23 protein-coding genes are annotated in these 19,751 nt (G+C 72.7%); 12 read left to right on the top strand and 11 right to left on the bottom strand.

The annotated features are described in order from the left end of the window. Positions 1-285: 285 nt before the first annotated feature. Entirely contained in the window at positions 286-1,581 is a 1,296-nt protein-coding gene (locus AB0N76_RS27270; RefSeq protein ID WP_363561347.1) for a YihY/virulence factor BrkB family protein, read from the bottom strand. Positions 1,582-1,805: 224 nt separating this feature from the next. Between AB0N76_RS27270 and AB0N76_RS27265 the strand changes: the two genes are divergently transcribed. The 11 genes from AB0N76_RS27265 to AB0N76_RS27215 all read left to right on the top strand — a co-directional run bounded on the left by AB0N76_RS27265 (position 1,806) and on the right by AB0N76_RS27215 (position 11,771). Beyond that, a complete protein-coding gene (locus tag AB0N76_RS27265) occupies positions 1,806-1,889 on the top strand; it encodes a putative leader peptide (protein WP_317634116.1) in 84 nt (27 codons plus the stop codon). A 198-nt stretch (positions 1,890-2,087) separates the two neighbouring features. Continuing rightward, positions 2,088-3,812: a nitrite/sulfite reductase gene (locus tag AB0N76_RS27260; RefSeq protein WP_363561345.1), complete on the top strand. Its 1,725-nt coding sequence runs from the start codon at positions 2,088-2,090 to the stop codon at positions 3,810-3,812. After that, complete coding sequence (locus AB0N76_RS27255; protein WP_363561343.1) at positions 3,809-4,048, top strand: hypothetical protein; 240 nt, start codon at positions 3,809-3,811, stop codon at positions 4,046-4,048. Before AB0N76_RS27260 ends, AB0N76_RS27255 begins: the two co-directional genes overlap by 4 nt. Then, positions 4,029-4,730, top strand: coding sequence for a phosphoadenylyl-sulfate reductase (locus AB0N76_RS27250; protein ID WP_363561341.1), 702 nt, complete (start codon positions 4,029-4,031; stop codon positions 4,728-4,730). Before AB0N76_RS27255 ends, AB0N76_RS27250 begins: the two co-directional genes overlap by 20 nt. Positions 4,731-4,837: 107 nt before the next feature. Further along, on the top strand, positions 4,838-5,419 hold the full coding sequence (cysC, locus tag AB0N76_RS27245) for an adenylyl-sulfate kinase (protein ID WP_363561387.1): 582 nt from the start codon (positions 4,838-4,840) through the stop codon (positions 5,417-5,419). Next, positions 5,416-6,354, top strand: a complete 939-nt coding sequence (gene cysD / locus AB0N76_RS27240) for a sulfate adenylyltransferase subunit CysD (RefSeq protein ID WP_363561339.1) — start codon at positions 5,416-5,418, stop codon at positions 6,352-6,354. Before cysC ends, cysD begins: the two co-directional genes overlap by 4 nt. Next, complete coding sequence (locus AB0N76_RS27235; protein WP_363561337.1) at positions 6,354-7,697, top strand: GTP-binding protein; 1,344 nt, start codon at positions 6,354-6,356, stop codon at positions 7,695-7,697. The genes cysD and AB0N76_RS27235 overlap by 1 nt, the downstream gene beginning before the upstream one ends. A gap of 216 nt (positions 7,698-7,913) precedes the next feature. After that, positions 7,914-9,068, top strand: a complete 1,155-nt coding sequence (locus AB0N76_RS27230; RefSeq protein WP_363561335.1) for an aliphatic sulfonate ABC transporter substrate-binding protein — start codon at positions 7,914-7,916, stop codon at positions 9,066-9,068. Positions 9,069-9,278: 210 nt separating this feature from the next. After that, positions 9,279-10,082, top strand: a complete 804-nt coding sequence (locus AB0N76_RS27225) for an ABC transporter ATP-binding protein (RefSeq protein ID WP_363561333.1) — start codon at positions 9,279-9,281, stop codon at positions 10,080-10,082. Continuing rightward, positions 10,069-10,971, top strand: coding sequence for an ABC transporter permease (locus AB0N76_RS27220; protein ID WP_363561331.1), 903 nt, complete (start codon positions 10,069-10,071; stop codon positions 10,969-10,971). The genes AB0N76_RS27225 and AB0N76_RS27220 overlap by 14 nt, the downstream gene beginning before the upstream one ends. A gap of 14 nt (positions 10,972-10,985) precedes the next feature. Further along, entirely contained in the window at positions 10,986-11,771 is a 786-nt protein-coding gene (locus AB0N76_RS27215; RefSeq protein WP_363561329.1) for a sirohydrochlorin chelatase, read from the top strand. Positions 11,772-11,775: 4 nt separating this feature from the next. Here the strand turns inward: AB0N76_RS27215 and AB0N76_RS27210 are convergent, their stop codons facing one another. The 4 genes from AB0N76_RS27210 to AB0N76_RS27195 all read right to left on the bottom strand — a co-directional run bounded on the left by AB0N76_RS27210 (position 11,776) and on the right by AB0N76_RS27195 (position 13,501). After that, positions 11,776-12,087: a CopG family antitoxin gene (locus AB0N76_RS27210; protein WP_363561327.1), complete on the bottom strand. Its 312-nt coding sequence runs from the start codon at positions 12,085-12,087 to the stop codon at positions 11,776-11,778. A 9-nt stretch (positions 12,088-12,096) separates the two neighbouring features. Then, positions 12,097-12,372 carry a hypothetical protein gene (locus tag AB0N76_RS27205; protein WP_363561325.1) on the bottom strand — a complete coding sequence of 92 codons (276 nt, stop codon included), beginning with the start codon at positions 12,370-12,372 and terminating at the stop codon, positions 12,097-12,099. Between the two features lie 128 nt (positions 12,373-12,500). Next, complete coding sequence (locus AB0N76_RS27200) at positions 12,501-12,824, bottom strand: multidrug efflux SMR transporter (RefSeq protein ID WP_363561323.1); 324 nt, start codon at positions 12,822-12,824, stop codon at positions 12,501-12,503. 5 nt (positions 12,825-12,829) lie between these two features. Further along, positions 12,830-13,501: an NAD(P)H-dependent oxidoreductase gene (locus AB0N76_RS27195; protein WP_363561321.1), complete on the bottom strand. Its 672-nt coding sequence runs from the start codon at positions 13,499-13,501 to the stop codon at positions 12,830-12,832. Positions 13,502-13,627: 126 nt separating this feature from the next. Between AB0N76_RS27195 and AB0N76_RS27190 the strand changes: the two genes are divergently transcribed. Next, positions 13,628-14,233 carry a TetR family transcriptional regulator gene (locus AB0N76_RS27190; RefSeq protein WP_363561319.1) on the top strand — a complete coding sequence of 202 codons (606 nt, stop codon included), beginning with the start codon at positions 13,628-13,630 and terminating at the stop codon, positions 14,231-14,233. Here the strand turns inward: AB0N76_RS27190 and AB0N76_RS27185 are convergent. The 6 genes from AB0N76_RS27185 to AB0N76_RS27160 all read right to left on the bottom strand — a co-directional run bounded on the left by AB0N76_RS27185 (position 14,230) and on the right by AB0N76_RS27160 (position 19,650). Beyond that, on the bottom strand, positions 14,230-14,991 hold the full coding sequence (locus AB0N76_RS27185; RefSeq protein ID WP_363561317.1) for a ricin-type beta-trefoil lectin domain protein: 762 nt from the start codon (positions 14,989-14,991) through the stop codon (positions 14,230-14,232). The two genes, AB0N76_RS27190 and AB0N76_RS27185, sit on opposite strands and share 4 nt — an antisense overlap. 53 nt (positions 14,992-15,044) lie before the next feature. Beyond that, positions 15,045-15,416 carry a hypothetical protein gene (locus AB0N76_RS27180; protein ID WP_363561315.1) on the bottom strand — a complete coding sequence of 124 codons (372 nt, stop codon included), beginning with the start codon at positions 15,414-15,416 and terminating at the stop codon, positions 15,045-15,047. Positions 15,417-15,451: 35 nt separating this feature from the next. Beyond that, entirely contained in the window at positions 15,452-16,222 is a 771-nt protein-coding gene (locus AB0N76_RS27175; protein ID WP_363561313.1) for a ricin-type beta-trefoil lectin domain protein, read from the bottom strand. Positions 16,223-16,275: 53 nt separating this feature from the next. Beyond that, positions 16,276-17,037: a ricin-type beta-trefoil lectin domain protein gene (locus AB0N76_RS27170; protein WP_363561311.1), complete on the bottom strand. Its 762-nt coding sequence runs from the start codon at positions 17,035-17,037 to the stop codon at positions 16,276-16,278. Between the two features lie 35 nt (positions 17,038-17,072). After that, complete coding sequence (locus AB0N76_RS27165) at positions 17,073-17,843, bottom strand: ricin-type beta-trefoil lectin domain protein (protein WP_363561309.1); 771 nt, start codon at positions 17,841-17,843, stop codon at positions 17,073-17,075. A gap of 307 nt (positions 17,844-18,150) precedes the next feature. After that, a complete protein-coding gene (locus tag AB0N76_RS27160) occupies positions 18,151-19,650 on the bottom strand; it encodes a DEAD/DEAH box helicase (protein WP_363561385.1) in 1,500 nt (499 codons plus the stop codon). Between the last annotated feature and the right edge of the window lie 101 nt (positions 19,651-19,751).

The raw sequence follows: 19,751 nt of genomic DNA, 5'->3' as shown, positions 1-19,751 counted from the left end.
GCAGCGTTGGACAACGCAGTGGGCCCTTCGGGAGGAAAGTGATCCCGCCAGGGCTCGGCTGCACGCGCGAAAGGGCTACGTCAGCCGGCGGCCGGCAGGGAGAGGTGGATGCGGGCGCTGCCCAGGGCAGCCGTCATGACAGTCGTGGCCATGGGACTCACCTCCTGCTTTCTCTCCTCGGGCCGGCGACGACGCCGCCCGAACCGGACTGCTCACACCGTAGCCAACCCGTTCCGCCCTGCCAACAGGTTTTTCACCTGCGGATTCACCCGCGAGGACAAGGCCTCAGCGCTGGTCCCACGGCGGCCGCGGCGGGTGGCTGGGCAGCGGGTACTCCGGCGGCGGCGCGGTCGGCCGGTCGCTGTCCGGCGGCGGCGGGGTGGGCCGGTGGTGCGGGCCGCCCCCGCGCGCGCCGAGCCGGCCGCGGAGGTTGTCGGCGGCGAGCACGTCGGCCCACCGCTCGGGGTACTCGGAGGGCACGTCGAGGTCGTCGCCCTCGTCCTCCCAGTACTCCTCCTCGCCGCCCTCGGCGAGGCCCAGCTCGCGCGCCCGGCGGGCCCGTTCGACGGCGCGCCGGGCGGCCACCTCGCGGACCACGGCGGCGGCCGCCTCCTCGTGCGCGCGCTCGTTCTCGGCGCGGGCGTCGGCGGTCTCCAGGGTGGGCCAGCGGCGGTCTATGGCGGCGTTCATCGCGGCGCCGATGAGCACCGCGAGCGCCACCACGAAGATCCAGAGCAGCACCGCCACCGGCGCGGCCAGCGAGCCGTAGACCGAGTGGCCCTCGATCGAGCTGACCAGGTAGAGGCGGAGCGCGACGCTGCAGAAGACCAGCACCACCAGCGCCACGAGCGCTCCCGGGATGTCCTCCCGCCAGGGCGTGGAGACCGGCACCGCGAGGTGGTAGAGGGTGGTCAGCGAGACGATCAGCAGCAGGATCGCGAACGGCCAGTAGGCGGCGTTGATCAGCGCCGCGCTCTCCGGGACGGCGTTGGTCACCAGCCCCGGCCCGGCCATCAGCAGCGGCAGCACCAGCGAGCCGATGACCAGCGCGCCGAGGTAGAGGCCGAGCGACATCAGCCTCGTCTTGACGATGCCGCGCTTGCCGTCGAGCCCGTACATCACGGTGATGGTGTCGATGAAGATGTAGAGCGCCCGGGAGCCGGACCAGAGCGACAGCAGGAAGCCGATCGAGATCAGGTCGGGTCTGGTCTGGTCGAAGACCTGCCGCAGCAGCGGCTGGACCACCTCGGTGATGGAGGAGTCCGAGAGGACCGTCCCGGCCGCCTTGACGATGTCGGCCTTGAGCTTGTCGATGGTGCCCGCGCCGAGGAAGTCGTCCAGGTAGCCGAGCGTGCCGGCCAGGCAGAGCAGCAGCGGCGGGATGGAGAGGAGGGTGAAGAACGCCGCCTCCGCGGCGAGCCCGGTGACCCGGTACTCGACGCAGGTGTTGGTGGTGTCCTTGACCAGGGCCCAGGCGGTGGTCCGCCAGGTGATCTGCTTGGCCGCCCGCCGGGATCCCTTGCCCCGACGACGGGAGGGCCGCTCGGGGTTCGGTCTCGTCGTTTCGCCTGCTGCTTGCACAGGGGTAACGGTATCGGGACCTGCTGGGGACCCGGCACGGGCCCGCCGCAGGCCGCGGTTCACGGAGCGATTCCCCGAGCGTTTCGGCAAGGGATCCGGGGAGCGATCCGGGGAGCGATTCCGGGAGCGGCCGGAACGCTCGGGCATCTCGTCATTCGAAACTCTGGCGTCCAGAATACGGACGTTAGTGGACCGCGAGTCGTGCGCCGTGCGAATCTCTTGCCATGCCAAGCGCCGGAGCCACCCTAGTAGGTCGACTGCACGTCGATCTCCTTCGCGTGTCCAGCGCCATCTGTCCGGTGACCTGAGCCTCACTCCGCCGTCCCACCGCCCCCGGCGCCACCTCCCCGCCGTCCCCGCCGAAGCGGATGCGCGGGACGCCTGCCCGGCCACCGCTCCCTGCGTCTCAAGTCCTGAGAAAACCGCAGGTCACAGCAGTCCCGCCGGGCCGAGCCCGCCCAGCGACCCACCCGGCGTCAGAGCCACCTGCCCCGAAGGACTTCACCATGGCCACCACTCCCGAGAGCGCCGAGCCCACGGCCGACCGCGCCCCCGAGCGCCGCCCCGCCGCGGCGCGCAAGGTGACCCGTCACCGCGGCGAGGGCCAGTGGGGCATGGGCCACTTCACTCCTCTGAACGCCAACGAGCAGTTCAAGAAGGACGACGACGGTCTCAATGTGCGGACACGTATTGAGACGATCTACGCGCACCGGGGCTTCGACTCGATCGACCCGGCCGACCTGCGCGGCCGGATGCGCTGGTGGGGTCTGTACACCCAGCGCAAGGAGGGCATCGACGGCGGCAAGACCGCGATCCTCGACCCGCACGAGCTCGACGCCGAGTTCTTCATGCTCCGGGTCCGGATCGACGGCGGCCGGCTGACCGTCGCCCAGCTGCGCGCCGTCGCCGAGGTCTCCGAGCAGTACGGCCGCAACACCGCCGACCTGACCGACCGGCAGAACATCCAGTACCACTGGATCCGGATCGAGGACGTCCCGGCGATCTGGCAGAAGCTGGAGGCCGTCGGCCTCTCCACCACCGAGGCCTGCGGCGACACCCCGCGCGTCATCCTCGGCTCCCCGGTGGCCGGCATCGCCGAGGACGAGATCATCGACGGCACCCCCGCCATCGACGAGATCCAGCGCCGCTTCATCGGCAACCCCGACTTCTCCAACCTGCCGCGCAAGTTCAAGTCCGCCGTCTCCGGCTCCCCGCAGCTGGACGTCGCGCACGAGATCAACGACGTCGCCTTCGTCGGCGTGGTCCACCCGGAGCACGGCCCCGGCTTCGACCTCTGGGTCGGCGGCGGCCTCTCCACCAACCCCAAGCTGGGCGTCCGGCTCGGCGCGTGGGTCCCGCTCGACGAGGTCGCCGACGTCTACGGCGGCGTCATCGGCATCTTCCGCGACTACGGCTACCGCCGGCTGCGCAACCGCGCCCGGCTGAAGTTCCTGATCGCCGACTGGGGCGTGGAGAAGTTCCGCCAGGTGCTGGAGGACGAGTACCTCAAGTACCAGCTCATCGACGGCCCCGCCCCGCAGGAGCCGGCCGGCCGCTGGCGCGACCACGTCGGCGTGCACCGGCAGAAGGACGGCAACTACTACGTCGGCTTCGCCCCGCGGGTCGGCCGGGTCGACGGCGCGCTGCTCGGCCGGATCGCCGACCTCGCCGAGGCGCACGGCAGCGACCGGCTGCGCACCACCGCCGAGCAGAAGATGCTGGTCCTCGACGTCGCCGAGGAGCGGGTCGAATCGCTGGTGGCCGGCCTGGAGGCGCTCGACCTGCGGGTCACCCCCTCGCCGTTCCGCCGCGGCACCATGGCCTGCACCGGCATCGAGTACTGCAAGCTCGCCATCGTCGAGACCAAGGAGCGCGGGCGCACCCTGATCGACGAGCTGGAGCAGCGGCTGCCCGACTTCGAGGAGCCGCTGACCATCAACATCAACGGCTGCCCGAACGCCTGCGCCCGCATCCAGGTCGCGGACATCGGTCTCAAGGGCCAGCTGGTGACCGACGACCAGGGCAACCAGGTCGAGGGCTACCAGGTGCACCTGGGCGGCGCGCTCGGCCTGGAGGCCGGCTTCGGCCGCAAGGTCCGCGGCCTCAAGGTCACCAAGGACGGCCTGCCGGACTACGTCGAGCGCGTGCTGACCCGCTACCGGGCCGACCGCGCCGAGGGCGAGCGCTTCGCCCAGTGGGCCGCCCGGGCCAGTGAGGAGCAGCTGTCGTGAGCGAGCGCGCCGCACCGTTCTTCTGCCCGTACTGCGGGGACGAGGACCTGCGCCCGTCCGAGGCCGGACACGGCGCCTGGGAGTGCCACGGCTGCCGCCGGGCCTTCCAGCTGAAGTTCCTCGGCCTGCTGTCGCCGACCAACGGAGCACCGACCGGCGGGGCTTCGACCAACGGAGCACCGACCGGCGGGGCGTCGACCAACGGGGGTGGCCAGGGTGACCGGCACGACCACTGACCACGAGGAGCTCGCGACCAGGGCCGCGCTGGAGCTGGAGGAGGCCACCCCGCAGGAGATCCTGCGGTGGGCCGCCGACACCTTCGGCAAGCGCTTCTGCGTCACCTCCTCGATGGAGGACGCGGTCGTCGCCCACCTCGCCTCCTCGGTGTTCCCCGGCGTGGACGTGGTCTTCCTGGACACCGGCTACCACTTCCCGGAGACCATCGGCACCCGGGACGCGGTGGCGGCGACCATGCCGGTCAACGTCATCACGCTCACCCCGACGCTGACCGTGGCCGAGCAGGACGCGCGGTACGGGCCGGAGCTGCACGACCGCGACCCGGACCTGTGCTGCTCGCTGCGGAAGGTCGAGCCGCTGAACCGCGGCCTCGGCGGGTACGACGCCTGGGCCACCGGGCTGCGCCGCGACGAGTCGCCGACCCGGGCGAACACCCCGGTGGTCGCCTGGGACGCGAAGCGCCGCAAGGTCAAGCTCGCGCCGATCGCCCGCTGGACGCAGGAGGATGTGGACGCCTACGTCAACGCCAACGGCGTGCTGCTCAACCCGCTGCTGTGGGAGGGGTACACGTCCATCGGCTGCTCCCCGCTCTCCTGCACCCGCAAGCCGGGCGAGGGCGAGGACGCCCGGTCCGGCCGCTGGTCCGGCTCCGGCAAGACCGAGTGCGGCATCCACCTCTGAACCACCGCACGAGACCACCGCACGAGCACCACCCCGCAGGACCCCGCACCACCCCGAACCACCGTCAACACCCCTCTGGAGACCCCACCGTGACGACAGCCGACACCCTGGCCGCCGACGGAGCCGCAGAGGCGGCCCCCGCGGCCGCCCCCTGCGAGCGCGGCGCCACCGTGTGGCTGACCGGGCTGCCGAGCGCGGGCAAGACCACGCTCGCCTTCGCCCTGGCCGAGCGGCTGCGCGCCGAGGGCCACAAGGTCGAGGTCCTGGACGGCGACGAGATCCGCGAGTTCCTCTCCAAGGGCCTCGGCTTCACCCGCGAGGACCGGCACACCAACGTCACCCGGATCGGCTTCGTCGCCGAGAAGCTCGCCGCCAACGGCGTCAAGGTGCTCGCCCCGGTGATCGCCCCCTACGCCGACTCCCGCGCCGCCGTGCGCGAGCGGCACGGCGCCCACGGCACCGAGTTCCTGGAGATCCACGTCGCGACCCCGGTCGAGCTGTGCGCCGAGCGCGACGTCAAGGGGCTGTACGCGAAGCAGGCGGCCGGCGAGCTCTCCGGCCTGACCGGCGTCGACGACCCGTACGAGGCCCCGGAGAACCCGGAGCTGCGCCTGCAGACGCAGGGCCGCGCGGTGGCCGAGTCCGCCGCCGAGCTGCACGCCTTCCTGACCGAGAGGGGCCTCGTATGAGCACCGTGACCGACCGCCCGGTCCACACCGGCGACACCCCCTTCGCGCTGTCCCACCTGGACGCGCTGGAGGCCGAGTCGGTGCACATCTTCCGCGAGGTCGCGGGGGAGTTCGAACGCCCGGTGATCCTGTTCTCCGGCGGCAAGGACTCCATCGTCATGCTGCACCTGGCGCTCAAGGCCTTCTGGCCGGCCGCCGTCCCGTTCTCGCTGCTGCACGTCGACACCGGCCACAACTTCCCCGAGGTCATCGCCTACCGGGACCGCGTGGCCGCCGAGCACAACCTGCGCCTGCACGTCGCCCACGTCCAGGACTTCATCGACGACGGCCGGCTGCGCGAGCGCCCCGACGGCACCCGCAACCCGCTGCAGACGGTGCCGCTGCTGGACGCCATCGAGACCAACCGCTTCGACGCCGTCTTCGGCGGCGGCCGCCGCGACGAGGAGAAGGCCCGGGCCAAGGAGCGCGTCTTCTCGCTGCGCGACGAGTTCGGCGCCTGGGACCCGCGCCGCCAGCGCCCCGAGCTGTGGTCGCTGTACAACGGCCGGCACGCGGTCGGCGAGCACGTGCGCGTCTTCCCGCTGTCCAACTGGACCGAGCTGGACGTCTGGCAGTACATCGAGCGGGAGAACATCGAGCTCCCGGAGATCTACTACGCCCACGAGCGCGACGTCTTCGCCCGCAGCGGCATGTGGCTGACCGCCGGCGAGTGGGGCGGCCCCAAGGAGAACGAGCCCGTCGAGCGGCGGCTGATCCGCTACCGCACCGTCGGTGACATGTCCTGCACCGGCGCCGTCGACTCCGACGCCAGCACCATCCAGGCCGTCATCGCCGAGATCGCCGCCAGCCGCCTCACCGAGCGCGGCGCCACCCGCGCCGACGACAAGCTCTCCGAGGCCGCGATGGAAGACCGCAAGCGCGAGGGATACTTCTAATGAGCACCACCCAGGCCGACACCACCCAAGAGGCCACCGCCACCTCCCTGCTGCGGTTCGCCACCGCCGGCTCCGTCGACGACGGCAAGTCCACCCTGGTCGGCCGGCTGCTGCACGACTCCAAGTCGGTGCTCGCCGACCAGCTGGAGGCCGTCGAGCACGCCTCCCGCAACCGCGGCCAGGAGGCGCCGGACCTCGCGCTGCTCACCGACGGCCTGCGCGCCGAGCGCGAGCAGGGCATCACCATCGACGTCGCCTACCGCTACTTCGCCACCCCCCGGCGGCGGTTCATCCTCGCCGACACCCCGGGCCACGTGCAGTACACCCGGAACATGGTCACCGGCGCCTCCACCGCCGAGCTCGCCGTGGTCCTGGTCGACGCCCGCAACGGCGTGGTCGAGCAGACCCGCCGGCACGCCGCCGTCGCCGCGCTGCTGCGGGTGCCGCACGTCGTGCTCGCCGTCAACAAGATGGACCTGGTCGAGTACGCGGAGCCGGTCTTCGCCGCCATCGCCGCCGAGTTCACCGCCTACGCGGCCTCGCTCGGCGTCAAGGACGTCGTCGCGGTGCCGATCTCCGCGCTCGCCGGGGACAACGTCGTCGAGCCGTCCGCGCACATGGACTGGTACGGCGGCCCGACCCTGCTGGAGCACCTGGAGACGGTGCCGGTGGGCAGCGACCCGAGCGTCGAGCCCGCCCGCTTCCCGGTCCAGTACGTGATCCGCCCGCAGACCGAGGAGCACCCCGACTACCGCGGCTACGCGGGCCAGCTGGCCTCCGGCGTGCTGCGGGTCGGCGACCCGGTGACGGTGCTGCCCTCGGGCCACACCACCACCGTCGCCGGGATCGACGCGCTCGGCCGGGAGACCGACATCGCCTGGGCCCCCCAGTCGGTGACCGTCCGGCTCGCCGACGACCTCGACATCTCCCGCGGCGACCTCATCGCGGCCGGCTCCGTCCCCGTCCCCACCAAGGACATCGAGGCCACCGTCAGCCACCTCTACGAGCGCCCGCTGCGGGCCGGCGACAAGGTGCTGCTCAAGCACACCACCCGCACCGTCCGCGCGCTCGTCAAGGAGATCACCTACCGGATCGACATCGACACCCTCGAACAGCGCTCCGGCGCCGAGGGGTTGAACGTCAACGACATCGGCCACGTGGTGCTGCGCACCGCCGAGCCGCTGGCCCTCGACGGCTACTCCGACAACCGCCGGACCGGATCGTTCCTGCTGATCGACCCGGCCGACGGCACCACCCTCACCGCCGGCATGGCGGGCGAGGCCTTCGAGACCGTACGCACCACCGACGCACCCGACGCATCCGAAGAGGAGGACTGGGTCTGATGCCCAGCGAGGCGTTCTCGGGCATGGACAAGGAAGGCGGCCGCATCGGCAGCGGCGTCCTCGGCAGTGGCCAGGGCGGCCTGACGCGATGTGGAGGCTGACAGGAGCTCCGTCTCCTGTCACCGGGCCGTCCTTCCCGGACAGCCCGGCCTGCCCGGCAATCCGATGCCGCGAGCACCACTTCCGCCCTTCCTTCCCACGAACAGGACGACTCCGATGGCAGTCAACACCGGGATCCCCCATACCTCCGAGCGCCCCCGCGGCGGCCGGATCAGACGCGCGGCCGCCGCGGCCGCCGCCGTCGTCACCGCCGCCGGGCTGCTCTCCGCCTGCGGCTACGGCTCGAAGAGCGAGGACAACAAGCCGGCCGCCGCTCCGGCCGGTGACTCCGCCTCCGCCGCCAAGCTCTCCGCCGACACGGTGAAGATCGGCTACTTCGCCAACCTGACCCACGGCACCCCGCTGGTCGGCCTCCAGGAGGGCATCCTCCAGAAGGAGCTGGGCGCCACCCAGATCAAGACCCAGGTCTTCAACGCGGGCCCGGCCGAGATCGAGGCGCTCAACGCCGGCTCGATCGACATCGGCTGGATCGGCCCCTCCCCGGCGATCAACGGCTTCACCAAGTCCGAGGGCAAGTCGCTGAAGATCATCGGCGGTTCGGCCTCCGGCGGCGTCAAGCTCGTGGTCAACCCCGAGAAGATCACCTCGCTGGACGACCTCAAGGGCAAGAAGATCGCCACCCCGCAGCTGGGCAACACCCAGGACGTGGCGCTGCTCAACTACCTGGCCGGCAAGGGCTACAAGGTCGACGCGTCCTCCGGCGCCGGCGACGTCAGCGTGGTCCGCTCGGACAACAAGGTCACCCCGGACGCCTACAAGCAGGGCTCCATCGACGGCGCCTGGGTCCCCGAGCCCACCGCGTCCAAGCTGGTCACCCTCGGCGCGAAGGTCCTGCTCAACGAGAAGGACGTCTGGCCGGACAAGAAGTTCGTGATCACCAACATCATCGTCTCGCAGAAGTTCCTCGCCGAGCACCCCGACGTCGTCGAGGCCGTGCTGCGCGGTTCGGTGACCACCAACGCCTACATCAAGGCCAACCCGGACAAGGCCAAGGCCACCGCCAACGAGGCCATCAAGAAGGAGGCCGGCAACGCCCTGGAGCCGGCCGTCCTCGACCCGGCCTGGGCCGACATCGACTTCCTGGACGACCCGCTGGCCGCCACCCTGCAGGCCGAGGCCGACCACGCCGTCACCGCCGGCCTGCTCAAGAAGCCCAACCTGAACGGGATCTACGACCTCACCCTGCTCAACAAGGTGCTCAAGGAGAAGGGCCAGAGCCCCGTCGCGGACGCCGGACTCGGCGCCAAGTAGCGCCCGCGGCCGCCGACGCGCGGCCGCGCCCAGCACGGCCGCCCCGTCGCGGCCACGCACCCGAACCCCGCGGTCCGGCCCCCCGCCAGCCCGGTCGATGCCCAGTCGATTGCCCGCTCGATGCCCCGAGCACGGGCCTGGCGGGGCCCGGACCCCGGCCCCAGCTCCCGAACGCCACAGGCCAGACCACACCACGCAGGAGGTGCCCGGATGTCCCCGGCACTGACCACCTCGGACGACGCCACCGGCGTCGGCACCCGCGACGGCGCCCCCGCCGTCCGGCTCTCGCACGTGCACAAGACCTTCGGCCGTCCCGGCGCGCAGACGCACGTCCTGGACGACATCACCCTCGACGTCGCGCCGGGCGAGTTCGTCACCCTGCTCGGCGCCTCGGGCTGCGGCAAGTCCACCCTGCTCAACCTGGTCGCCGGCCTCGACGCGCCCACCGCGGGCAGCATCGAGGTCCCCGGGGGACGCCCCGCGCTGATGTTCCAGGAACACGCGCTGTTCCCCTGGCTCACCGCCGGCAAGAACATCGAACTCGCCCTCAAGCTCGCCGGCGTCCCGCGCGCCGACCGGCGGGCCGAGGCCGAGCGGCTGCTCGAACTCGTCCGCCTGCACGGCTCCTACGGCAAGCGCGTGCACGAGCTGTCCGGCGGCATGCGCCAGCGCGTCGCGATGGCCCGCGCGCTCGCCCAGGGCAGCTCCGTACTGCTGATGGACGAGCCGTTCGCCGCCCTCGACGCCATCACCCGCGACGTCCTGCACGACGAGATCACCCGGATCTGGGCCGAGCGGAAGCTCACCGTCCTGTTCGTCACCCACAACGTGCGGGAGGCCGTCCGGCTCGCCGAACGCGTCGTCCTGCTCTCCTCCCGCCCCGGCCGGGTCGCCCGCGAATGGCGGATCGACCTGCCGCAGCCGCGCCGCATCGAGTCCACCGGTGTCGCCGACCTGTCCATCGAGATCACCGAAGAACTGCGTGGGGAGATCCGTCGCCATGGCCAGCACTGACACCGCACCCGACCTGGTCAAGACCCTCACGACCGACACCGCCGACGTCGGCGCCGGCCTCGACGTGCTGGACGCCGTCACCGCCCAGCGCAGCTCGCTCGCCGAGACGCTCCGGCAGAAGGCGCTGCCGCCGCTGCTCGGCGTCGTCCTGGTGCTCGCCCTCTGGCAGGGCGCCTACAGCCTCCACCTCACCACCGCGTACAAGCTCCCCAGCCCCGCCGACGTCTGGCGGGCCGCCGGGGACCTCTGGAGCGCCGGGACGCTGTTCTCGATCATCTGGACCAGCGTCTGGCGCGGCCTGTCCGGCTTCCTGGTCGCCCTCGTCATCGGCACCCCGATCGGCCTGCTCGTCGCCCGGGTCAAGCCGGTCCGCGCGGCGCTCGGACCGGTCCTCTCCGGCCTCCAGTCGCTGCCCTCGGTCGCCTGGGTGCCCGCCGCCGTCATCTGGCTCGGCATCAACGACTCGATGATGTACGCGGTCATCCTGCTCGGCGCCGTCCCGTCCATCGCCAACGGCCTGGTCGCCGGCATCGACCAGGTGCCGCCGCTGTTCCTGCGCGCCGGCCGCACCATCGGCGCCACCGGCCTCACCGGCGCCCGGCACATCCTCATACCCGCCGCCCTGCCCGGCTACCTGGCCGGCCTCAAGCAGGGCTGGGCCTTCTCCTGGCGCTCGCTGATGGCCGCCGAACTCGTCGCCTCCTCCCCCGACCTGGGCCTCGGCCTCGGCCGGTACCTGGAGAACCAGCGCGAGTTCTCCGACATGGCGGGCGTCCTGCTCGGCATCATCCTCATCCTGTTCGTCGGCATCGCCATCGAACTGCTCGTCTTCACCCCGGTCGAGCGCCGCGTCCTGCGCAACCGCGGCCTGCTGGCCGCCGTCAAGTAAGGCCGACCCCGCCCATGTCCGCACGCCGGCTGCCCGCCGCCCCCGCCACCCCGGTGGCGGCGGGCAGCCCCGCCCTGCTGCTGATCGCCCACGGCAGCCGCGACCCCCGGCACGCCGCCACCGTCGCCGCCCTGGTCGGGCAGATCCGCGCGCTGCGCCCGGACCTCGACGTCGCGACCGCCTACCTGGACCACTGCGCCCCCGGCATCCCGCAGGTCGCCGGCCGCCTCGGCCCGCACGCGGTGGCCGTCCCGCTGCTGCTCAACCGGGCCTTCCACGCCAAGCACGACATCCCCGCCGCCCTCCGCGCCGCCGGCCTCTCCCTCCCGGTGGCGGACGTCCTCGGCCCGTCCCCGCTCCTCCTCGACGCACTCGACCGGCGGCTCGGGGAGGCGGGGCTGGACGTCTCCTCCCCCGCCGTCCGGGCCCGCACCGGCGTCGTCCTCGCCGCGGCCGGCTCCTCCGACCCGGCCGCCGACGCCGCCACCCGCGCCGTCGCGGCCGAATGGCGCCGCACCCGCGGCTGGGCCGCCGTCGAGGTCGCCTACGCCTCCGCCGGCGGCCCCCGCGTCCCCGAAGCCCTCGCCGCCCTCCGCGCGGCGGGCGCCACCCGCACCGCCGTTGCCCCCTACCTCCTCGCCCCCGGCCGCCTCCCCGACCGCATCGCCGGGGCCGCCACCGCCGCCGACCACCTCGCCGACGTCCTCGCCCCCACCCCCGAACTCGCCCACCTCCTCCTCCACCGCTACACCGAGGCCCACACAGCCGCGGCCGCACCCCGGGCCGCCCTCACCGCCTGAGCCGTCAAGACGCCTTGCGGTGCTGGTACTCCGCGACCGCCGCGGTGATCACGCTGAGCGGCACCACGACATCCTGGTCCGCCACGGCCGCCTCGATCCATTCCCTCATGATCGCCGTCGGCTTCACACCACGGGCCTGCGCCCGTCGCCGCACCTCGTCCATCACGGGCTTGGGCAGCCGGAGCGAGGTCGTGATCATCACCGACTCCACGGGCACCGGCTCCACCGGCTCGGCCGCCATGATCTCGTCCTCGGTCAGCTCGTGCGTCTCGTAGTACTCGGCCAACGCCTCGAGGTCCGCACCGTTGTCAGTCATCTGCCACCCTCAACTCGTCCGCTTGAGGAACAAGCGCCGCTCGGAGCCGGTCATGTCCCGCGCCGTGGCGCAGTACCAGCTGGATTCCACTGCCGTGCTCGCAACCAACACCACCAACAGGTGACGCCCGGCATCCGTCACGCCGAGGCAGAGCGTCGAACCGTCGCGCCCGGAGCTGAGCCATCTCGGCCGGGTGAACACGACCTGCTCCACCTCGTCGGGTGTCACCCCGTGCCTGGCGATGTGGTCCTCGGACCGGTCGGTCCAGTAGATCTCACTATGCACGACAGGAAGCGTGTTGCAAACGCATTGCACTCGGCCACCTCGTCTCACTCGATCGGGCGAGGCGCGCAAGCGCAGGCGACCGGCGCGCGGTAGCGTCGCGCGCCGTCCCGGGAAACCGGGACCCGGCGTCAGTGGGCCTGACCGGTGAGGTGGATGGTGAGGACGCCGGCGGTGATGAGGGTGAGGCCGAGGAGGGCGGCCGGGGGTGGGGTCTCGTGACGGAGGGCGAGGGCGGTCAGGACCGTGCCGAGGGTGCCGATGCCGGTGAAGACGGCGTAGGTGGTGCCGACCGGGAGGTCCCGGAGGGCGAGGGAGAGCAGGTAGGCCGCGCCGAACATGAGGGCGAGGCAGAGGGCGGTCGGCGCGGGGCGGGTGAAGCCCTCGGTCGGCTTGATGGACTGGGCCCAGGCGACCTCGACCGCGCCGGCCAGCAGCAGCCAGATCCACGGCACGGCGGTCAGCCCTCCCGCGGGACGCGGTGGCCGGCCAGCTCCGCGCCGAGTTCCCCGGCCCGGCGCAGCGCGCCGGCGAAGGAGTCGACGTGCTGGTCGCGGCGCCCGGCGAGGGCGGGGTCGACCAGGGAGTTGACCAGTTCGGCGGCGACGACCTCGCCGTCCGCCACGGCGTAGTGGCCGTTGAAGAAGTCGAGCAGGTAGCGGCCGTGGTGGTCGAAGGGCTCGCGCGGGGTGCCGGGGCCGTAGGCGCCGCCGCGACCGGCGACGACCACGAACCTGCGGGGCGCGAGGACCATCTTGGGGAAGGTCACCTGGTCGATCCAGGCCTTGAGCGCGGCGGGGATGCCGAAGTTGTACATGGGAGCGCCGATCAGCACGACGTCGGCCGCGACCAGTTCGTCGAGCAGGGGGCGGACGACCGCCCACGCCGCGCGCTCCTCCCCGGTGCGGACGGCCTCCTCGTAGCGCGCGATGTCGGTGATGCCCTCGCTCAGCAGGGTGTCGCAGATCCGGGTCCAGCCCGTACGGATCGGCGGGACGGGGTCGGCGGCGAGGTCGCGGTGGGTGACCTCGCCGCCGCCGGCCTCGCGCCAGGCGCCGACGAAGGCCGCGCCGAGGCGGCGGGAGAAGGAATCGCTGCGCGCACTGCTGTCGAGGTGCAGGAGTCGGGACACGGTGAACCCCCAGATGAGGACGGCACGGGTCGGGGAAAGGGCAAGTGGACACACTGTCCGCTTGCCGACCCACCAAACGGTAGAGGGAAGTGGACTGCGTGTCCACTTCCCTCTAGCGTTGGTCCCATGACGCCCGAACTCCCCCTGGCCGACGGCCCCCCGCCCCGCGAGCGGGCCGACGCGGCCCGCAACCGGGCCAAGGTCCTCGCCGCCGCCGAACGGCTCTTCGCCGCCGGCGACCCGACCGCCGTCACCATGGACGACATCGCCAAGGCCGCCGGCATCGGCCGCGGCACGCTCTACCGCCGCTACCCGGACCGGGCGTCGATCGCCCGCGCCCTCCTCGACGAGCACGAGCGCGCCCTCCAGGAGCGGCTGCTGCGCGGCGCCCCACCGCTCGGCCCGGGCGAGACCGAGGAATCCGGCCCCGCCCCGGCCGACCGCCTGGCCGCCTTCTACGCGGCGATGGTCGAGCTGCTGGAGACGCACAGCCACCTGGTGCTCGGCGCCGAGACCGGCGCGGCCCGCTACCGGACCGGCGCCTACGGCTTCTGGCGGCTGCACGTCGCCCATCTGGCCAGGCAGGCCGGCAGGCCGGACCCGGAGGTCCTGGCCGACCAGTTGCTCGCCCCGCTGGCCCCCGAGCTCTTCCGCCACCAGCGCGAGGCCGGCCGCACCCCCGAACGGATCGCGGCCGGCCTCGCCGTGCTGGCCCATGGCGTGCTGGGCTAGGCCGGCACGCGCCAGACCTGGTTGGCGTAGCCGTTGCAGTCCCAGATGACGATCGCACCGCCGTTGGTGGCGGAGAACGCGTACTCGTCCAGGCAGCGGCCGGACTGCGGGTTGTACAGCGAGCCGTCGGCGCGGGCCTGCCACTGCTGGGCGCCGGTCCCGTTGCAGTCGTAGACCTGCACCGGGGTGCCCTGGGCGGTGCGGCCGCCCTGGACGTCCAGGCACTTGCCGAGGGCGCGGACGGTGCCGTCGGCGCCCATCTTCCAGTTCTGGGCGGTGTTGCCGAGGCAGTCCCAGATCTGGACGGGGGTGCCGTTGGCGGTGTTGCCGTCCTTCACCCCGACGCACTTGTTGCCGTACCCGACGATCGGGCCGGTCGGCCCGGTCGGGACCCGCGGGCCGAAGCCGATCGCGGCGTAGGACGGTATCCCGCCCTGGATGCAGTAGCCGGTCACGCTGCCGTCACCGGAGACCGTCGGGCTCCAGAGCGGCTTGCTGACCTGCCAGCCGTTCTCCCAGACCGTGCACCAGCCCCCGACGCCCCAGGTCTGGTACGGGTCGAGGCCCGTGCAGGTGCCGGTGACGTTCAGGCCGTTGTAGGTGACGGAGCAGTTCTCGGCGGCCAGCGTCTCGTTGGACTTCGAGGACTCGGCGGCCGGCGCGCCCCCGGTGGACGGCGCGGCACCCGCCGGCGAGGCGGTGAGCGCGGCGGCCCCGGCCAGCAGGGCGGTCGCGAACAGGGCGGCGGTACGACGCATGCGGAAACTCCTCGGGTGGGATGGTGTTCCGGTGGACCGGGCTGCCATGCGCGTCACGCGGGCCTGGGGCCGAAGACGACGCCTATGTACCAGACGAACATCGCGCCGCCGCACGAGGCGGTGGTGCTGGTGTTGCCGGTGACCCAGTCGCTGCTGTAGCCCGGCGTGATGATCGGGACCCCGGGGTTGTTCCAGTCGTAGTTCGCGCAGGTGGCCGAGAGGAGCCAGGTCTGCCTCGGGTCGAGGCCCGAGCAGGTGCCGCGGTAGACCAGGCCGTCGGGCTTGACGGTGCAGTTCTGGTCCGGACTGGCGGCCTGCACGGCGGGGGTCTCGACAAGACCGGCGGCACCGGCCGCCGGCGCGGTGCTGAGCGCGGCGGCCCCGGCCAACAGGGCGGTGGCGAACGACGTGACGATACGGCGCACGGGGAATCTCCTTGGGGGTGAGGGCGGTCGACCGGTCAGGCGGGCACGTGCCACAGCTGGTTGGCCGTGTTGTTGAAGTCCCAGAGCTGCACGGCCACACCGTTGGCCGTGTCGTAGTTCCGTACGTCCAGGGCGCGGCCGGACTTGACGTTGACGATCGCGCCGTCGGCCCTGACCCGCCATTGCTGACTGACGGCGCCGTTGCAGTCCCACATCCACACCGACGTGCCGTTGCCGGTGTTCCCGCTCTGCGGGTCGAGGCACTTGCCGACGGCGCGGATGGTGCCGTCGGAGGCCATCCACCAGCGCTGGTTGACGTTGCCGAGGCAGTCCCACATCTGGACCGGGGTGCCGTTGTTGCTGCTGCCGCCGGTCACGTCCAGGCACTTGCCGGCCTGACCGGTGATCTGGCCGGTCGGCCCGGACGGGGGCGTGGGACCGAAGGTGATCCCCGCCTGCTGGATCGTCTCCAGGTAGCCGCACCACGCGCGGCCGATGCCGTTCCCGGTCACCCACCCGTTGCTCGCGGCCCCGGTCACCCTGAAGAAGCCGTTGGCGTCGACGCCATAGCACAGAGCGCTGACCCGCCAGGTCTGCGCCGGGTTGATGCCCGTGCAGGTACCGGTGGCGTCCCCCATGCCCTCGGTGAGGGTGCAGCCCGCGGGGACGGCGGCCTGGGTCGACGGGGCGGCCTGGGTGCCGACCGGGGCCTCGGCGGCACCGGCGGCACCGGCGGCCGGGGCGGTGGTCAGGGCGGCGACCCCGGCGAGCAGGGCGGTGGCGAACAGCGCGGCGGTACGACGCATGCGGAATGTCCTTACGGGTGAGGGTGATCCGGTCGAGGGGGCCGACGCGTTCGTCACGCGGGCGCGTGCCACAGCTGGTTGGCGGTGTTGTTGAAGTCCCAGAGCTGCGCGATCGCACCGTTGGCGGTGTCGTAGCCCCGGACGTCCAGGGCGCGGCCGGACTTGACGTTGATGATCGCGCCGTCGGCCCGGACCCGCCATTGCTGGCTGATGGCGCCGTTGCAGTCCCACATCCACACCGGCGTGCCGTTGCCGGTGTTACCGCTCTGCGGGTCGAGGCACTTGCCGACGGCGCGGATGGTGCCGTCGACGCCGACGCGCCAGGTCTGGTTGACGTTGCCGAGGCAGTCCCACATCTGGACCGGGGTGCCGTTGTTGGTGCTGCCGCCGCGCACGTCCAGGCACTTGTTCACGTAGCCGGTGATCTGACCGGTCGCTCCGGCCACGGGCGCGGGGCCGAAACTGATCCCCACTCCCCACGAGAACTGGGGGCACGAACCGATGGTGGTGCTGGTGTTCCCGGCCGCCCAGCTGAGCCAGGTCGGCCCGGGGACCGGGAGCCCGGGGTTGTTCATGTCGTAGCTGTAGCAGGAGATCGAGAGGACCCAGGTCTGCATCGGGTCGAGGCCCGAACAGGTGCCGCGGTAGCCGTACCCCTCGGGCCGGACGGTGCAGTTCTCGTTCGGGCTGACGGTCTGCACGGTCGGCGCGGTCGGCGCGGCCTGGGCGGCCTGGGCGACGGCGGTCGGTGCGGTGGTGAGCGCGGCGGCCACGGCCATCAAGGCGGTGGCGAGCAGCGTGACGATACGACGCACGGGGAAGCTCCTAGCGAGGTGAGGGTGATGGTCCGTCAGGCGGGGAGGTGCCACACCTGGTTGGCGGCGCCGTTGCAGTCCCAGATGCCGAGCTGGTTGCCGTTGTTCGTGGCGAAGCCCAGGTCGTCCAGGCAGCGGCCGGACTGCGGGTTGAGGATCGAGCCGTCGGCCCGGGCCTGCCACTTCTGGGCGCCGGTGCCGTTGCAGTCGTAGAGCTGCACCAGGGTGGCGTTGCCGGTGCGGCCGCCCTGGACGTCCAGGCACTTGCCGAGGGCGCGGACGGTGCCGTCGACGCCGACCTTCCAGGTCTGGCCGGTGGTGCCGAGGCAGTCCCAGATCTGCACCGGGGTGCCGTTGGCGCGGTTGTTGCCGCGCACGTCCACGCACTTGCTCGCGTAGCCGCTGATCTGGCCGGTCGGGCCGGCCGGGACGGCGGAGCCGAGCGAGATCCAGGCCTGCTGGAGCGTCGACAGGGCGCCCATGCAGCCGGCGGTGCCGGTGCCGTTACCGGCCACCCACCCGCTGCTGATGGCCCCGGTCCAGGTCTGGTTGGTGCCGTCCCAGCCGTGACAGAGGCCGCCGACGATCCAGGTCTGGTTCGGGTCCATGCTGGTACAGGTACCGGTGGCACCGTACGCGTTGTAGGTGATGCTGCAGCCGGCCGGATCGGCGGCCTGCGCGGCCGGGGCACCAGCGGTCCGGGCGCCGGCCGGGGCCGCGGTCTGGGCGCCGGCGGCCGGCGCGGTGGCGAGCGCGGCCGCTCCGGCGAGTACGGCGGAGGCCAGCAGTGTGGCGGTACGACGCATCGGAAGATCCTTCCGGGAACGGGGAACCGGTCGGCCCGCTTGCCAGGGAATCGCGATGACGATGCATCAGTTGTGCGGGCCGTGTGAAAGCTTCGGGTGCGGCATGACCACGGTCAACAATGCGGGGTGGAGATCACGCCAACGGTCCGTCCACGGAGGGGGCGCATACGGTGCGGTCCGGCGCACGCCGGAGCAGGCCGGAGCGCTCGGCGATCCGGCCGGAATGACAACGGCCCGGCGGGAACAACAACGGCCCGGCACCCCTCCGTCGAGGGGTGCCGGGCCGTCGGGCGCGGGGCGGGTGCGGTCAGTCGGCCTTGCGGCGCTGGCGACCGGTGCCGTAGTTGGAGCCGGACTTGGAGCCCGTACCGGCCTGGGGCCGGCCCGAGGAGCGGCCGATGAAGCCGGCCGCCTGGCGGCGCCCGCCGTTCTCGCCGCCGCCGGCACCGCCGACGCGCTGCTTGGGGCGGGGGCGGCGCGGGTTGCCGTTGATGTCGACGTCGGTCGGCAGCGTCGAGCGCTTGCCGGGGCGGCGGCGCGGGGCGCCCGAGGCCTTGGCGGCACCGTCCGCGGCCGGGGCCGCGGCGGGGACGGGCACGGCCACGGTGACCGGGACGCCGCTGGGGGTGCGGGCGCCGGTGATCCGGGCCAGCTCGACGTCGCCCGGGCGGACCTTGGTGGTGGTCGGGCGGATGCCGGCCACCGTCATCAGCCGGCTGACCTCGCGGCGCTGCTCCGGCAGCACGAGAGTGACGACCGTGCCGGACTCGCCGGCCCGGGCGGTGCGGCCGCCGCGGTGCAGGTAGTCCTTGTGGTCGATCGGCGGGTCGACGTTGACGACCAGGTCGAGGCCGTCGATGTGGATGCCGCGGGCGGCCACGTTGGTGGCGATCAGCGCGGTGACCAGGCCGTCGCGGAACTGGTCGAGCACCCGGTTGCGCTGCGGCTGGGACTTGCCGCCGTGCAGGGCGGCGGCCTTCACGCCGTTGGCGAGCAGCTGCTTGGCCAGCCGGTCGGCGCCGTGCTTGGTGTGCACGAACATGATCACGCGGCCGTCGCGGGAGGCGATGTGGGCGGTGGTGGACGCCTTGTCGGCCGGCTCCAGCTGGAGCAGGTGGTGGTCCATGGTGGTGACCGCGCCGGCCGACGGGTCGACCGAATGGGTGACCGGGTCGGTCAGGAAGCGCTTGACCAGCCGGTCGACGTTGCGGTCCAGGGTGGCGGAGAACAGCATCCGCTGCCCGCCCTCGGCGACCTGCTCCAGCAGCTTGGTGACCTGCGGCAGGAAGCCCATGTCGGCCATCTGGTCGGCCTCGTCCAGCACGGTGATCCGCACGTCGGAGAGGTTGACGTCGCCGCGGCCGATCAGGTCGTCCAGTCGGCCGGGGGTGGCGACCAGGACCTCGGTGCCCCGCCGCACGGCGTTGGCCTGCCGGTTGATCGACATGCCGCCGACGACGGTGGTGATCCGCAGGTTGACTGCGGTGGCGTACGGGGTGAGCGCCTCGGTGACCTGCTGGGCGAGCTCGCGGGTCGGCGTCAGGACCAGCGCCAGCGGGTGGCGGGCGTCGGCGCGCCGGCCGGCGGTGCGGGCGAGCAGCGGCAGGCCGAAGGCCAGGGTCTTGCCGGAGCCGGTGCGGCCGCGGCCGAGCACGTCGCGGCCGGCGATCGAGTCGGGCAGCGTGGCGGCCTGGATCGGGAACGGCTCGGTGACGCCCTCGCGGGTCAGCGCGCTGAGGATGGCCTTGGGCAGCTCCAGCTCGGCGAAGCTGGCCGCCGGGGGCCGGGGCGGGGTGCCCTCGACCACGGTGAAGTCGGCGGCCTCGGCGACGCGCGGGGCGTTGCGGCGCGGGGCGCGCGAGGCGCCTCCGGAGCGGGCGGCGCCCCGCGTACCGGCGGTGCCCCGCG

The sequence above is a fragment of the Kitasatospora sp. NPDC093806 genome (assembly GCF_040683335.1).
GTDB lineage: Bacteria > Actinomycetota > Actinomycetes > Streptomycetales > Streptomycetaceae > Kitasatospora.
The sequence above is the reverse complement of the archived record's forward strand: the minus strand, read 5'-3'. Positions and strand labels throughout refer to the sequence as shown.